11 protein-coding genes and 1 riboswitch are annotated in these 14,559 nt (G+C 73.7%); of the genes, 4 read left to right on the forward strand and 7 right to left on the reverse strand.

Annotated features, from left to right (window positions below; genetic code table 11):
* Positions 1 to 30: 30 nt before the first annotated feature.
* From ACN28C_RS13765 to ACN28C_RS13780, 4 genes are all read right to left on the reverse strand, one after another.
* Positions 31 to 1,053: a coiled-coil domain-containing protein gene (locus ACN28C_RS13765; protein WP_422773861.1), complete on the reverse strand. Its 1,023-nt coding sequence runs from the start codon at positions 1,051 to 1,053 to the stop codon at positions 31 to 33.
* Positions 1,054 to 1,161: 108 nt separating this feature from the next.
* Positions 1,162 to 1,289, reverse strand: a riboswitch (cyclic di-AMP (ydaO/yuaA leader).
* A gap of 203 nt (positions 1,290 to 1,492) precedes the next feature.
* Entirely contained in the window at positions 1,493 to 3,628 is a 2,136-nt protein-coding gene (locus ACN28C_RS13770) for a HelD family protein (protein ID WP_422773862.1), read from the reverse strand.
* 154 nt (positions 3,629 to 3,782) lie between these two features.
* Positions 3,783 to 4,832, reverse strand: a complete 1,050-nt coding sequence (locus tag ACN28C_RS13775) for an alpha/beta fold hydrolase (protein ID WP_422773863.1) — start codon at positions 4,830 to 4,832, stop codon at positions 3,783 to 3,785.
* A gap of 206 nt (positions 4,833 to 5,038) precedes the next feature.
* On the reverse strand, positions 5,039 to 5,368 hold the full coding sequence (locus ACN28C_RS13780) for a hypothetical protein (protein WP_422773864.1): 330 nt from the start codon (positions 5,366 to 5,368) through the stop codon (positions 5,039 to 5,041).
* Positions 5,369 to 5,679: 311 nt separating this feature from the next.
* On the opposite strand from ACN28C_RS13780, the gene ACN28C_RS13785 reads away from it, so the two are divergent.
* The 4 genes from ACN28C_RS13785 (at position 5,680) to ACN28C_RS13800 (ending at position 11,681) form a co-directional block, all read left to right on the forward strand.
* Entirely contained in the window at positions 5,680 to 6,171 is a 492-nt protein-coding gene (locus tag ACN28C_RS13785; RefSeq protein ID WP_107261790.1) for a DUF3145 domain-containing protein, read from the forward strand.
* 156 nt (positions 6,172 to 6,327) lie between these two features.
* The gene (locus tag ACN28C_RS13790; RefSeq protein WP_422774653.1) at positions 6,328 to 8,085 is read left to right on the forward strand and encodes a glycoside hydrolase family 3 protein; all 1,758 of its coding nucleotides are present in this window, start codon (positions 6,328 to 6,330) and stop codon (positions 8,083 to 8,085) included.
* Between the two features lie 129 nt (positions 8,086 to 8,214).
* Positions 8,215 to 9,405, forward strand: coding sequence for a glycosyltransferase family 2 protein (locus ACN28C_RS13795; protein WP_422773865.1), 1,191 nt, complete (start codon positions 8,215 to 8,217; stop codon positions 9,403 to 9,405).
* A gap of 17 nt (positions 9,406 to 9,422) precedes the next feature.
* Complete coding sequence (locus tag ACN28C_RS13800; RefSeq protein ID WP_422773866.1) at positions 9,423 to 11,681, forward strand: hypothetical protein; 2,259 nt, start codon at positions 9,423 to 9,425, stop codon at positions 11,679 to 11,681.
* Positions 11,682 to 11,745: 64 nt separating this feature from the next.
* On the opposite strand, the gene ACN28C_RS13805 is transcribed toward ACN28C_RS13800, so the two are convergent.
* The 3 genes from ACN28C_RS13805 to ACN28C_RS13815 form a co-directional block, all read right to left on the reverse strand.
* Positions 11,746 to 13,056, reverse strand: a complete 1,311-nt coding sequence (locus ACN28C_RS13805; RefSeq protein ID WP_422773867.1) for an FAD-binding protein — start codon at positions 13,054 to 13,056, stop codon at positions 11,746 to 11,748.
* A gap of 62 nt (positions 13,057 to 13,118) precedes the next feature.
* The gene (locus tag ACN28C_RS13810; RefSeq protein WP_422773868.1) at positions 13,119 to 13,751 is read right to left on the reverse strand and encodes a class I SAM-dependent methyltransferase; all 633 of its coding nucleotides are present in this window, start codon (positions 13,749 to 13,751) and stop codon (positions 13,119 to 13,121) included.
* A gap of 21 nt (positions 13,752 to 13,772) precedes the next feature.
* Positions 13,773 to 14,495, reverse strand: coding sequence for a class I SAM-dependent methyltransferase (locus ACN28C_RS13815; RefSeq protein ID WP_422773869.1), 723 nt, complete (start codon positions 14,493 to 14,495; stop codon positions 13,773 to 13,775).
* Between the last annotated feature and the right edge of the window lie 64 nt (positions 14,496 to 14,559).

Below are 14,559 nucleotides of genomic sequence, written 5' to 3' on the forward strand. Positions count from 1 at the left end.
CGGTGCCGGCCGGAGTCCGGGCGGGCCCGGTCAGTTCATCGACAGGTGTACGTGGTTGGTGTGGTCGCTGGACGGGTCGCCGTTGCCCCCGTTGTACGCCTTCCACCCGCTGCTCGGCAGCCAGATCTGCTTGAACCAGATCACGTAGAGCACACCGAGCCGGTTGGCGTTGCGCACGAAGTACGCCGCCAGGTTGTTGCCGTACGTCCGGTCGCCGCCGGTGGCCACCCCACCGAACCCGTTCTTCTGGGCGGCGAAGTCACACGCCTGCCCCTTGGGGTGCTCGCCGCTGCCGCCGCTGCGGAAGCAGGAGACGAAGCGGGTGAAGCCGGCCGCCTGGGCCTGCTTCAGCGCGTGCAGGGTGCGCGGGGTGATGCAGCCGCTGGTGGTCGGGTCGTCGAGGCTGCACGACTCGTTCGGGAAGGAGCCGTCGGAGTTGCGGGGTGCCGGACGGGCCGATCCGCCGCCGCTGCCGCTGATCCCCGCGCTGGCGCCGCCGCTGTTGTTCGCCGCCGCCAAGGCCCGTTCGGCCTGCTTCTTGCGGGTCTCCATCACCTCGACCTGCTTGCGCTGTTCGCCGACCTCCTTGTCGAGCGCAGCCTTGGCCTGGGTCTCCCGGTCCAGGGTCTCCTGCAGTCCGCGCAGTTCGCGGTTCTCGTTCGCCGAGATGGTGTCGAGCGCGGCGGCCCGGTCCACCAGGCTGGTCGGCGAGCCGCTGTTGAGCAGTGCGGAGACCTGCCCGAGCCGGCCCGTCCGGTACGCCATGCTGGCCATCTCGGCGACCCGCTCGCTCCGGGTCGCCACCTCGGTGCGCAGGGCGGCCAGTTCGGTGTTGAGGTCCTTCTGCCGCTTGACGGAGTTGTCCAACTTGTTCTTGGCGGTCAGGTAGCCCTTGCTGGCGGCTTCCAGTTGCTCGCGCAGGCTGTCGGTGCCGCCGTCGATGTCGTCGCCGCCGGGTGCCGCGGCCAACGCCCCGGGTGGGGCGTACTCCGGGGCCGCGGTGGCGGGTGCGCCGCCGAGTACCGCGAGGGTCATGCCCACGGCGATCACCATGGTCGCCGTCGTGCTCGGCCGTGTCGCGGCCTTCCGGGGCGATCGTCCGCCGGCTCTCCGCGCGGACGCCGGAGCCATTCGGATGGGTGCCAGGAACGGCATATGACAATGTCCTTCCGTCAGCCGCCGACCGGGTTAGCTGACGGGTTCGGGACGGAAGATCCCTACCGCTGGCGCGGATACACCCCTGGTACGTGGTTCCCCGGCTCGCTGGTGCGATTAGGCGACGGCCCCCGCAGGCGCCGGAGGGCGCCGCCCGGCGGAGACCGGAGCCGAGCCTACCGGCAGTTGCCTGTCGGGGATACGGGGCGTTGCCGGAGTTAGATTCGCAATCCTGCCCATTCGCGGGGATGTATCCGGACAAAGTCCTCCAGTTTTCACCCGAAACTTAAGATGCCGCTAACTATCGGTGAGCCTCGACGCCCGCCGGGCGGCCCTTTCACCCCTCGACGTCGATGACGGTCAGCCGCTGGGTGGCCCGGGAGAGGGCGACGTAGAGGGTGCGTACCCCGGCAGCCGAGTCCGCCCGGATCTCCGCCGGACCGACCAGCACGACACCGTCGTACTCCATGCCCTTGGCCTGCATGGTGTCCACCACCTGGAGGCGCGGGTCGGGGGCCGACGCCAGCCAACCGCCGACCTCGGCGCGGCGGGCGGGCGGGGTGATCACGCCGACCGTCCCCTCGACCTCGGTGAGCAGCTTCGCCGCCGCCTCCCGGACCGCGTCCGGCAGCTCGGCCGCCGGCACCACCAGCTCGACCGGGGGCACCCCGGTGGCCCGGACCGCGACCGGCAGCGGCAGGTCGGGCGAGACCTCCCGGATCACCTCGGCCGCCGCCGCGAAGATCTCCGCGGAGTTGCGGTAGTTGGTGGTGAGCACGAACTCGTGCCGGGGACGGCGCCCGAGGGCCTTCTCCCGGGCCCGGGTCAGCTCCGCCGGATCGCCGGTCCAGGCGGTCTGTGCCGGGTCGCCGACGACGGTCCAGGAGGCCAGCCGGCCGCGCCGGCCCAGCATCCGCCACTGCATCGGAGAGACATCCTGGGACTCGTCGACGACCACGTGTGCGTACTCGCGGTAGTCCTCCGGCCGGTCCGGCGCGGATTCCCGGCGAGCCGCCCGCTGCCGGTCCGCGTGTGTGGTCACCTCCCGGACCCCACCCGGGAGCTGGTACGGGTCACGCCTGCGCCGGGCCGGCCGCGGCGGCCGGCCGAGCAGGTGGTCGAGCTCGTCGAGGAGCGCGACGTCGGCGACGCTCGGACCGGCCGCATCCGGCCCGGCGCCGCCCGCCCCCCGGTACGCCTCGGTGAGCAGCCGGGTCTCCGCCCCGGAAAGGATGCCGGCGGTGTACCGGCGCAGCCGCTCCGGCTCGGCCAGCCAGGGCAGCACGTGCCGGGGATGCAGCCGGGGCCACCAGGCGCGCAGGAAATCCCGGAACTCGGGGCGCTCGGCGATCTCGTCCTCGAAGCCGCGCTGGTCCGGCAGGCGGCCGACCCGCAACTGTTGGGCCTGCGCCCAGAGCGCGGTGAAGACGCCGTCGAAGCCGGCCCGGCGGACCTCGTTGCGGCGGGCACCGGGCGGCAGCGCCCGGCTCCGGATCCGCTCCAGCTCGGCGCCGGAGAGCCGGAGCAGCTCGCCCCGGTAGAGCAGGCGCAGCTCACCGGGGGCGTCCGGGACCTGGTCGCGCACCGCCCGCTCCAGCACCCGGCGCATCCGCAGCGACCCCTTGATCGCCGCGACCGGTGCCGGGTCGGTGCGGGTCGCCGCGACCCCCTCGAAGAGCGAGCCCAGCGAGTGCAGGGTGGCGGCGTTCTCGCCCAGTGACGGCAGCACCGAGGCGATGTAGTCGACGAAGACCGCCGACGGCCCCACCACCAGCACCCCGCCGCCGGCGAACCGGTTGCGGTCGGAGTAGAGCAGGTAGGCGGCACGGTGCAGGGCGACCGCCGTCTTGCCGGTGCCCGGGCCGCCGGAGACCACCGTCACCCCGCCGGCCGGGGAGCGGATCGCCTCGTCCTGCTCCCGCTGGATGGTGGCGACGATGTCCCGCATCTCGTGACCGGTGGTCCGGGAGAGGGAGGCGAGCATGGCGCCGTCGCCGACCACCCGCATCCCGTCCGGCGCCGCCGCCGGGTCGAGCAGGTCGTCGGAGATCCGGGTCACCCGCTCGCCGCTCGACGTGATCACCCGGCGGCGGACCACCCCGCGCGGTTCCGCCGCCGTGGCCTGGTAGAAGGCGGCCGCCGCCGGGGCCCGCCAATCCACCACCAGCGGCTCGGCGTGCTCGCCACGTACGCCGAGCCGGCCGATGTGCAGCACCTGCCCGGAGAGCAGGTCGAGCCGGCCGAAGACCAGACCCTCGTGCTCGGCGTCCAGGGTGTGCCGCCGCCGGGCGGCGTGGAAGACCATCGCGTCCCGTTCCACAAGCGCGCCGAAGGTGCCGACCCGGGCGAGCTGGTAGCCGTCCCGCTCGGCCAGCAGGGCCGAACGCCGCAACTGCGCCAGCCGGGCGTAGACCCGGTCCAGGTGGCGCTGCTCGGCCTCGATCTCCTGCCGCAGCGTGGTGTGGTCGGTCAACGCGTCTGCTCCCGGAGATCGACGTGCGGCGCCACCGCCGCCCGGCACCGGTGGGCCGGGCGGCCGCGCGCCGCGCAATTGCCAGGAAGCGAGGGTACGCCGTGCCCGCCCGCCGCGACTCGTCCGTGCCCGTCCCGGAGCGTCTCCGTCCGGTTCAGCGGCATGCCGCGCCGCGGCCGGCGGCGAGCCGCCCGGGCTGCACGACGATGGCCCCGGTCCGCCTCGCCCCGGCGCGCCTGGTCCCGGCCTGCCTGGCCCCGGCGCGCCTGACTCCGGCCGGCGCCGCCGCCGCACGGGTGATCTTCGTCGCTGCCAGGGCCCGGCCGACGACGGAGCGCAGCGCGGTGGTGACCTCGTCGGGGCGCTCCAGCATCAGCATGTGCCCGGCGCCCGGGCAGACGGTCAGCTCGGCCGAGGGCAGCGCCGCGGCGATCGACTCCGTGCATGGCGGCGGGGTGAGCCGGTCCCGGTCCCCGACCAGGGCGACGGTCGGCACCTCCCCGAGGGTGCTGAGCGTCTCCAGCCGGTGCTGCGCGCCGATGGAGGGCCGGAAGCCGCCGACGGAGACGAGCGAGGCCCGGGACACCGCCGAGGTGGTGAGCCGGATGTCGGCCGGGTCACAGGTGTCGCCGAAGAGCAGCCAGCGCAGGGTCGGGCGGAGCGCCTGGAGCAGCGGACCCGGGGTACGCCATCCGCCGAACCGGGCCAGCAGCCCGGCACCGGTGGTCTCGGCGATCCGGATCAGCCGGGCGAGCGGGGCCGGCACGCCGTACGCGGTGTGCGTATGCCCCTCGGCGGTGGTGGAGACGAAGACGACTCCGGCGACCCGGCGGGCGAAGTCGGCGGGATGCCGGTGGGCGTACTCCATCACGGTCATGCCGCCCATCGAGTGCCCGACCAGCACCACCCGCCCGCTCGGCGCCACCCGGGCGAGCACCTCGGCCAGGTCGTCACCGAGCCGGTCCAGGGTGGCCGAGCGCAGGCTGGTCGGATCGGACCGCCCGTGCCCCCGCGCGTCGTAGCGGACCACCCGGACGGTGTCGCCGTACGCCTGGCGCAGCCCGGTGACCTGCCGGTGCCAGGTACGCCGGTCCAGGGTCCAGCCGTGCAGCAGCACCACGGTGAGCGGGGCGGTCTCCGGGCCGGCGACATCGGCGTGCAGCCGGACACCGTCGCTGAGCCGTACCTGAACCGACTCGGCCATGGTCACCTCCGCATCGGGGCCGGGAGCGTGCTGCCGGGACTGGAGGGGAACTACCCGCCCACAGTGCCGGCGAACCATCCCCGGACCTCCCGGGCGGGGCCGTACCCCGTACACGCGTAACGCCCCGACACCGGTGGAACCGGGATCGGGGCGTTACGGAGGTGTAGGACGTGCGGTGCCGGGAACTGACGTGCTGTTCCGGGAACTCAGGCCTCGAAGACGCCGGCCTCGACCAGCCGCTTCTCGGTGGTGTCCCAGCCGTCACCCGGGTATTCGGAGGCCAGGTAGTTAAGCTCGGCCCGGATCTTGGCGGCGTGGCCGGCACCGGCCAGCACCCGGATCTCCTCGACGAAGGCCTCGGAGTCGGTGCGCAGGTGCGAGGTCCTGCCGTTGGTCAGGTTCCGCACGTAGGCGTGCTTGCCGCCGTTGAGCGGGATCAGGTACTTGAACTCGCCGAGCACGCTCAGGGCGCCACCCTGGCCTGCCTGGCCGGCACGGACGGATGCGCGCGCGGTCTTGGAGGTGTTGCTCGCCACGGAGGGACTCCTTGAAGACGTACGGGAGGACTGGAAGCCCGGGGGACAGCAAGTCCGAGAGGACAGCCTGTGCGGCAGACGCCGCCGGGCAAATTTTACACGACAACGGTGATGGCCGGACGGCTACCGCCGCTGACGTGGGGTCCAACCACGGTCACCGGTACGGCTATTCCCTCCGGGCAGTTTCGTGAATCCCTGGCGTACCATCCGTCGCAGCGGTCATCATGTGTTCCAGCAATCGCGCGGTGAGGCTCTGCTCGCCGAGGTCGAGGTCGTAGGGGAAGACGCACCTCGCTCTCCGGGAGGTCACCGTGCCAACGCGTGGCGTCGTATACGTCCACTCGACCCCACTCGCCGTGTGCCAGCACGTCGAGTGGGCGATCGCGCGCGTCCTCACCGCGCCGGTCACCCTGCACTGGACGGCCCAGCCGGTCGATCCGGGCGCCCGTAGGGCGGAGTGCGGGTGGTCCGGCCGGCCTGGGACCGGCGCGGAGCTGGCCGCTGCCCTGAGACAGTGGCCCATGATCCGTTTCGAGGTGACCGAGGAGCCGAGTCCCGGCGTGGACGGCGAGCGGTTCATGTACGTGCCCGGCCGGGGGCTCTTCCGGGCCACCGCCGGCGCGGCCGGTGACATCCAGCTCGGCGAGGACCGGCTGCGGTCGATCATGGAGTCGGCCCGGGCGCCGGAGGCGCTCGCGCACGCCCTCGACAAGGCGATGGGTACCGCCTGGGACGCCGAACTCGAGCCGTACCGGTACGCCGGGGACGGCGCGCCGGTCACCCTGCTCACCAGGGTCGGCTGAGCGCTCCGCCGGGTCCGTGTGCGGACGGCCGGCGCAGCGGCGGGGCCGGCACCCGGGCGTCGGGACCGCCGCAGGCCGGACTGCCGGGCCGCGACAGAGGCCGAGCTGCGACGGAGAGCGATGGTCAAGTTGCCCGGGGGGTGGCGGGCTGGTGGGATAGCGGGCGTGTCGACTCCCCTCCGGCGCGTCCCGCTCGTGCTCACCCGCGTCCCGTTCGTGCTCACCCTCGTCACCGCCCTGACCGTCGCCGGCTGCGCCGGCTCCCGGAAGCCGGCGGCGGGCCCCGGAACCGGTACGCCGGCTCCGTCGCCCTCCGCCAGCGCACCGACGGCACCGCCGGACCCGGCAGCCCGGGCGGCCCAGCTCGTCGGCACCCTCGCCGACGAGGACCTGGTCGGGCAGGTGCTGATGCCGTACGCCTACGGCGACTCGGCCACCAGGGTGTCGGGCGGGTCGGCGGCCGGCAACCGGAAGCTCGCCGGAGTCGACACCCCGGCCGAGATGATCGCCAAGTACCGGCTGGGTGGGCTGATCCTGGTCGGCTTCTCCGCCGACGACCCCACCAGCGACACCCAGCCGACCACCAACGTCGACAACCCGGCCCAGGTTCGCGAGCTGACCGCCGGGATCCAGGCGGCGGCCGGCAAACTGCCGGCCGGCGCCGCCCCGGCCCTGATCGGCATCGACCAGGAGTTCGGCGTGGTCACCCGGATCTCCGAGGGGGTGACCAACCTGCCCAGCGCGATGGCCTTCGGCGCCGCCGGTGACCCGGCGTTGACCGAGAGTGCCTGGCGGGCCGCCGGCAGCGAGCTCGCCGCACTCGGGGTGAACGTCGACTTCGCGCCGAGCGCCGACGTCCTGGACGCGCGGAGCCACGTGATCGGCTCCCGCTCGTACGGGTCGGATCCGAAGGCGGCCGGAGCGCAGGTCGGCGCCGCCGTCCGGGGCCTGCAGGGCGCGGGCGTCGCGGCCACCCTCAAGCACTTCCCCGGGCACGGCCAGACCGCCGCCGACTCGCACAAGGGGCTGCCGGTGGTGACCGTGGACCGCAACAAGCTTGAGGCCACCGCCCTGCCGCCGTTCTCGGCCGGGATCTCCGCCGGAGCCTGGCTGGTGATGGCCGGGCACCTGGACGTGCGCGCCGTGGACCCCGGAGTGCCGGCCACCTTCTCCCGCAAGCTCCTCACCGACGTGCTCCGGGGGCAGCTCGGCTTCACCGGAGTGCTGGTGACCGATGCGATGGACATGGCGGCGGTGGCGAAGGAGTCGCCGGGCAGGACGGCGGTACGGGCCCTCAACGCCGGCAACGACCTGGTGCTGATGCCACCGAACGTGACCGAGGCGTACGACGGGGTGCTGGCCGCGCTCCGCGACGGCTCGCTGCCCCGGACCCGGCTGGTGGAGGCGGTGACCCGGGTGCTGACGCTGAAGTTCCGGCTGGCCGGGCAGGCGACGCCGGAGATGGGCACGCTGAACAGCGCCGGCCACCAGGAGGCCGCCCGCCGTGCGGCGGAGTCGTCGATCACGATGCTGCGCGGCCGGTGCGGCGGGCCGCTGGTGACCGGCTCGGTGACGGTCACCTCGGCGAGCGGCCGGAAGCAGAGCAGGGACCGGCTCAGCCGGGCGTTGCGGGCGGCCGGGGTCAGGGTTGCGGCCTCCGGCGGCAGCGTGGTGCACCTGGTCGGCTACGGCGACGGCACCGCCGACCTGCGCGCCGACGCGGCCGTGACGGTGGCGATGGACACCCCGTACCTGCTCGGGCAGGCGCGCTCCGGGGTGCTGCTGGCGACGTACTCGTCGACCACCGCCTCGTTGACTGCGCTCGCCCGGGTACTGGCCGGGAAGGTTCGGCCGACCGGCCGGTCACCGGTGCCGGTCAGCGGCCTGCCAAGGACTAGCTGCCCGGCGAGCTGACGGCCGGTCAGCGTGCCCGCAACGCCCACGGACCGTCACGGTGCGGCCACGCCGCTCGTGAGTTCGATCACCGGGCCGGCTGGTAGCGTTCGGCTGTCCGGTGGATCGGGAGACGGGGGTGTACGGGCTGTGACGAGCCGGGAACCGACCCTCTCCGTCGTCGTACCGATCTACAACGAGGAAAGCGTCCTGCCGTTACTTGTCGAACGGCTCCGGCCGGTGCTCGACGGGCTCGGCGAGCCGTACGAGGTGGTCGCCGTCGACGACGGCAGCACCGACGCGACACCGGTGGTGCTGACCGGGATGCGGCGCGGCTGGCCCGAGCTGCGGATCATCCGGCTGCGCCGCAACAGCGGCCACCAGGCGGCGCTGATCGCCGGCCTGTTCCGGGCCCGGGGCGGCTACGTCGCCAGCATCGACGCCGACCTCCAGGATCCGCCGGAGACTCTTGTCGAGATGCTGCGGATGGCCCGCGACAGGTCCCTGGACATCGTCTACGGGATACGCGCCGACCGCTCCACCGACACCAGGTTCAAGCGGTCGACGGCGGGCATCTACTACCGGCTGGTGCGCCGGCTGGTCGGCAACACCGTGCCGGCCCAGGCGGGTGACTTCCGGCTGCTCAGCCGGGCGACCGTCGAGGCCCTGCGGGCGCTGCCCGAACGGCGCCCGGTGCTCCGGCTGGTCGTGCCCTGGCTGGGCTTTCCCAGCGGCGAGGTGAGCTACGTCCGCGAGCCACGGGCGGCCGGCACCAGCAAGTACCCGCTCTCCCGGATGTTCCGGCTCGCCACCGACAGCATCACCAGCTTTTCCGCGGCACCGTTACGGGTGGCGACCTGGCTCGGCGCCGGCGGCATGCTGCTCTGCCTGCTCATGGTGGTCTTCGCGGTCGTCGCCTACTTCCGGGACTCCACCGCCACCGGTTGGGCCTCGCTCTACGTCGCGGTGCTCTTCCTCGGCGCCGTCCAGCTGCTCTGCCTCGGGCTGCTCGGCGAGTACATCGCCCGGATCTACGCGGCGGTGCAGGGCCGGCCCAGCTACTTCGTCGGCTCCGACACACTGCAGGCCGGCCCGGACGCGGTCGAGGTTGGCCCGGAGGCGGTCGAGGTTGGCCGGGAGGCGGTCGAGGTTGGCCGGGAGGCGGTCGAGGTTGCCCCGCGCCCGGCCGGGTCCGGGCCGGGCGCGGCCGGTGCGGGGCCGGGCGCGGCGGAGGCGGTCGAGGAGCCGGCCCCCGGGGCCATGGTGGCCACCCCCGCGCCGGTCGCCCGCAACGGCTCCGAGCCGCGGGCCCGCCGGACGCGAGACCGGGCGAGGCGGTGACCGCCACCGTACCGTCGGTGGCCGGATCCTCCACCCCGGCCGCGTCCGCACCGCCCGCCGCGCTGCTGCGCTGGGCACCGCTGCTGGTCGGCGCCGGCTACGTCGCCGTGGTGCTGCTGGCCGCCGACACCGCCCCGGCCGACCTCGCCCGCTACGCCGGCTACCTGCTGCTGGCGCTGATCCTGCCGGGCACCCTGGTCTACCGGGCGCTGCGACGCCGGCCGCACACCCTGGTCGAGGACGTGGCGATGGGCGCCGCCGTCGGGCTGGTGCTGGAGCTGCCCGCCTGGGCGCTCTACGCCTGGCTCGGCATCGCCGGCTGGCTCTGGACCTGGCCGGCGGCGATCGTCGGGCTCTTCCTCGCCGTGCCGGGGCTGCGCCGGCACTGGCTGGTCCGGGGCTACCGGCCCGCCCCGGTCGGCTGGTCCTGGTCGGTGGCCGGCGCGGTCGCGTTCTTCACCACCTATCTCTCCAGCACCTTCCTGGAACGCAACCCGATCCTGCCCACCTCGGAACGCACCCGGCAGTACCTGGACCTCGCCTACCAGCTCTCGCTGGCCGGCGAGGCGAAGCACCAGTTTCCGATCCACCTTCCCCAGGTCGCCACCGAACGGCTCGACTACCACTGGTTCGGCTACGCGCACATGGCCGCGACCAGCCTGATCGGCGGGATCGAGCTGCCTGTGGTGGCGCTGCGGCTGACCATCCCGGCACTCTGCGCCGCCGCGATCGTGCTCACCGCCGTGCTGGGCTGGCGGGTCAGCGGCCGGCCGTGGGTCGGCGCGATCGCCGCCGTGCTCTTCTTCGTGATCGGCGAGACCAACTTCACCGATCCGGTCACCATGCCGTTCGGCACCCAGGCGTCTTTCGTGATCTGGCACGGCATGTCGATGATCTACAGCTGGGTGCTGCTGATCGCGCTGATCGCCGTACTCGCCGACGTGGTCGACCGGCGCGCGGACCGGCCGGTCGCCCCGATCGGTCGCGGTGCGTTCGTCCTCGCCCCGCTGCTGATGTTCGCCTCCAGCGGGGCCAAGGCGAGCTCGCTGCCGGTGGTCGGACTGGCGCTGGCGTTCACCGCGGTCGCGCTGCTGATCGCGACCCGGCGGATCCCGTGGGCGGTCGTCGCGGCCGGCGCCGCCACCGCCGCCGCCCAGCTCTTCGCCACCGCCGTGCTCTACCGCTTCAAGGCGTACGGCGTCGAGGTCGATCCGCTGGCCAGCAGCCTGGAGCCGTACTGGACGCCGCCGCCGGACGGCTGGCCCGGCCCCGTGGTGGTGCTGGCCGTCGTCGCCGCCTTCGCGGTGAACATGCAGCTCCGGGTCGTGGGGATCGGCCCGCTGCTCTGGCTGCGCCGGGGGCGGTTGGAACCGGTGCAGTGGTTCCTGCTCGGTGGCGCTCTGGCCGGCCCGGCGCTCTACCTGCTGCTGCGGCAGTCGGGCGGGGCGAACCAGTACTTCACCCGGGCCGGCTTCACCTTTGCGGTCGTCCTCTCCGCCTGGGGTTACGTGCTGCTCGCCGAGCGGGCCCGGTTGGGCCGGCGCGCCGTCGCCGTGCTCGGTGCCTTCGCGTTCGCCCTCGCGGTCGCGCTGGTCGCCGTCCAGTTCCGGTACGCCGGCCCGGCCTCCGGCGAGATCATGTTCGACTGGCTGCGCCCACTCCTCTGGTGGTCGGCCGGGCTCGCCGTGCTGGCGGTGCTCGCCGCAGGGCTCTGGCGGCCGGCGACCACCGGCATCGCCGCACTGCGGGGCCGGGGCGCGATCGCCCTGCTCACCGCCGTGCTCGTGGTCGGGGCACCGGGACTTGTGATGGACATGCGCAAGTCGGAACGGACCCCGAACGGCGGCGCGTACGCCAACATCCCGCTGCCCAAGTCGCGGGTCGACGCCGCCCGGTGGGCCCGGGACCACAGCGACCCCGGCGACGTGCTGGCGACCAACGTGCACTGCCTGGCGGTGGTGAACGGCTGGTGCGACGCCCGCTCGTTCTGGCTCAGCGCGTACGCCGAGCGCCGGGTGCTCGTCGAGGGGTGGGGCTTCGCGCCCCGGGTGGCGTCGTCGGGCTCGTACACCCCGTTCTGGGACCAGGATCTGCTGCGTCGCAACGACGCGGCGTTCACCGAGCCGACCGGCGCCGGGCTCCGCGAGCTGCGGGACCGGTACGACGTGCGGTGGCTGGTGGTGGACCGGTCGGTGGGGGAGGAGTCGCCGGCACTGGGCCGGCTCGCCCGGCTCCGTTTCGACAACGGCCGGATGGCCGTCTACGAGCTGCCCTGAGGCGGCTGGCGCCAGATTCGGGGGTAGGCCGGGCCTGGAGGGCTTAGCCAGGCCCTGGGCGCCTTTAACCGGTGGTCGGAAAACAGCGGTCCAGCATCTCGTTGCGGAACTTGCCGGCCGGGTCGTATCGGCGGATCAGCTTGGCGAAGTCGGCGTACCGGTCGTAACTGTCGTGGAGCTGCTCGGGCGGGGTGACGAAGAGCTTGCCCCAGTGCGGGCGGGGCCCGAACGGCGCGAGCCGCTGCTCGACCGCCGCCACCACCGGCAGCACCGCCTCGGTCTCCTTGACCCAGGTGAAGTGCAGCGCCGCGCTGTCCCGCCGGTAGCAGGGGCTCAGCCACAGCTCGTCGGCGGCGATCGTGCGGATCTCCGAGATCTGCAGCACGGGCGCGATCCGGTCGGCGATCCCGTCCAGCGCCGCGAGCGCGTCGACCAGACGCTCGCGCGGCACGAAGAACTCCGACTGGAGCTCCTCGCCGCTGCTCGGGGTGAACTCCAGCCGGAAGTGCGGCAGCCGGGCATGCCACGGCCCCGGCACGCCGAGTTGCTCGGTGCAGTGCACCGCCGACATGCCCGGCACCGGATGCCGGGGCTCGGCGGCCGGGGTGGCGCCGTACCAGGGCGACTCGACTCCGTCGTGCCGATGTGGCTCGGCGCCGCCGTGCCGATGTGGCTCGCCGCCGCCGTCGGGGTCGAGCCGGCGCTTCACCCAGACCTGGTTGATCCGCGGGCCGGTCCAGTCGGTGAAGAGGCTGACGCTGTAGCCGGCACCCAGGATCTCGGCCGGATGCGCGTCGAGCTGGTCGCGGGGCAGGTCGTCGTAGACGTGCTGGGCGATCTCGAAGGCCGGGACGAGGTCGAGGGTGAGCCGGGTGACCACGCCGAGCGCGCCGAGCCCGACCACGGCGCCGAGGAAGTCCCCACCGTCGGCCCGGCGCAACGTCACCAGGTCGCCGTCGGCGGTGACCAGCTCCAGCCCGGCGACGGCGGTGGAGAGGCTGCCGTTGCCGGGGCCGGAGCCGTGGGTGCCGGTGGCGCAGGCGCCGGCGACCGAGATGTGCGGCAGCGAGCCGAGGTTGTGCAGGGCGAAGCCGGCCCGGTGCAGGGGAGCGACCAGCTCGCCGTAGCGGGTCCCCGCCGAGACCGTGACGGTGGCCGAGGCGGAGTCGATCTCGAGCACCGGCGACAGGTCGGCGAGCGAGACCAGGTCGCCGGTGGTGTCGGCGATCCGGTTGAACGAGTGGCCGGTGCCGAGGGCCCGGATCCGGTCGCTACCGGCCACCAGCGACCGCAGCTCCGGCACGGAGCGGGGCCGGAGCAGCCGCCGCGCCCGGAAGTCGATGTTGCCGGCCCAGTTGCCGAGCCGCTCGGTCATCCGCCACCTCCGTTCGGGGGAACCGCCGTCAGGTCGACCGCGTCGTCAGGTCGACCGCGCCGTCAGGTCGACCGCGCCGTCAGCACCGGGGCCCGCATCCGCATCAGCCAGAAACTCGAGGGTATCCGGGTGACGTCGTCGATGATCTCGCCGTCGACGTCCGTGAACGCCTCTCTGGCGAGTGCGACGAAGCCCTCCGGCGTGCGGACGTGCTCGCCACGGTCGTTCTTCGACATCCACCGGGACACCGCGCCCTGCCGGGGCTCGAAGCAGGTGTCGACCGCGATCACCCGCCCGCCCGGCGCCAGCGCCCTGCCGGCCACCCGCAGCAGGTGCCGGGAGTCCGAGTCCGAGAGGTGGTGCAGCAGCCCCAGCAGTAGCACGGCGTCGGCCGGCGGGATCGTCGCCAGGTGTTGCTCGCCGAAGACCTCGCAGCGGAACTCGGCCCGGTCACCGCCCCAGCGCCGCTGCGCGTACTCGATGTAGCGGGGCGAGGTGTCGAAGCCGAAGTACCGTACCCGGGGCAGCCGCTCGAAGTAGTAGGCCGGGCCGCAGCCGACGTCGATCACGGTGTCGCCGTCGGCGAGCGCCAGCTCCTCCAGGCAGCGGTAGCGCAACCGGTCGGCACCGAGGCCGCGTTGCAGCGCGACGTAGAGCGGGACGTGGCCGAGCAGGCTCTTCAGCCCTGCCAACATGGCACTCTCCTCCGGAACGGTTCAGGGACGATCGGATTCCGGGCGGTGCGCCCGGAGCATCAACGACACGCCGGGCAGCCGCCCGACCGGCAGGTAACGCTCGGCCGTGATCACCGCACGCAGGCCGAGGTTCACCACCCCGGGCAGGTCGTCGAGGTCGCTGCCGGTGGAGCGGCGCCGCCGCCACGCCGCGACCGGGCGCAGCAGGACGTTCCAGCTCCACAGCTCGTCGACCACCAGGCCGGCCCTGGCGAAGACGGCGGTCAGGGACTGCCGGTCGTACCGGCGGACGTGCCCGACCGCCACGTCGTGTGCCGACCACAACCGCATGTCACAGGGCACGGCGATCAGCGCGGTGCCGCCGGGGCGGAGGATCCGTCGGATCTCCGCCACCGCCAGGTGGTCCTCCTCGACGTGCTCCAGGATGTCGAAGGCGACGACCAGGTCGAGGCCGGCGGAGCCGAAGGGGAGGTGCCGGGCGTCGGCCCGGATGGTGGCCAGGCCGCGCTCGCCGGCGATCCGGGCACCCTCCTGGCTGTATTCCAGGGCCACCGGCTGCCAGCCGTGCGCGCGGAGCACCCGGGTGTTGCCACCGCCGGCCGCACCGATGTCCAGCGCCCGCCCCGCCGGCCGACCATCGGCAGCGAGCCGGCGCAGCGCCCTGGCCAGCAGGGCGCGCCGCTCGCGGTACCACCAGTGGGTGTCCTCGAGCGCGGCGAGTTTGTGGATCTCTGTTGCTTCCACCCTCTGCTCCTCCGCAATCCGAGGGACCCTACCCCACGGGATCGGCGCGCCGTCAGGGCATCGC

It is taken from the genome of Plantactinospora sp. WMMC1484, from assembly GCF_049315195.1.
Classification (GTDB): Bacteria; Actinomycetota; Actinomycetes; order Mycobacteriales; family Micromonosporaceae; genus Plantactinospora.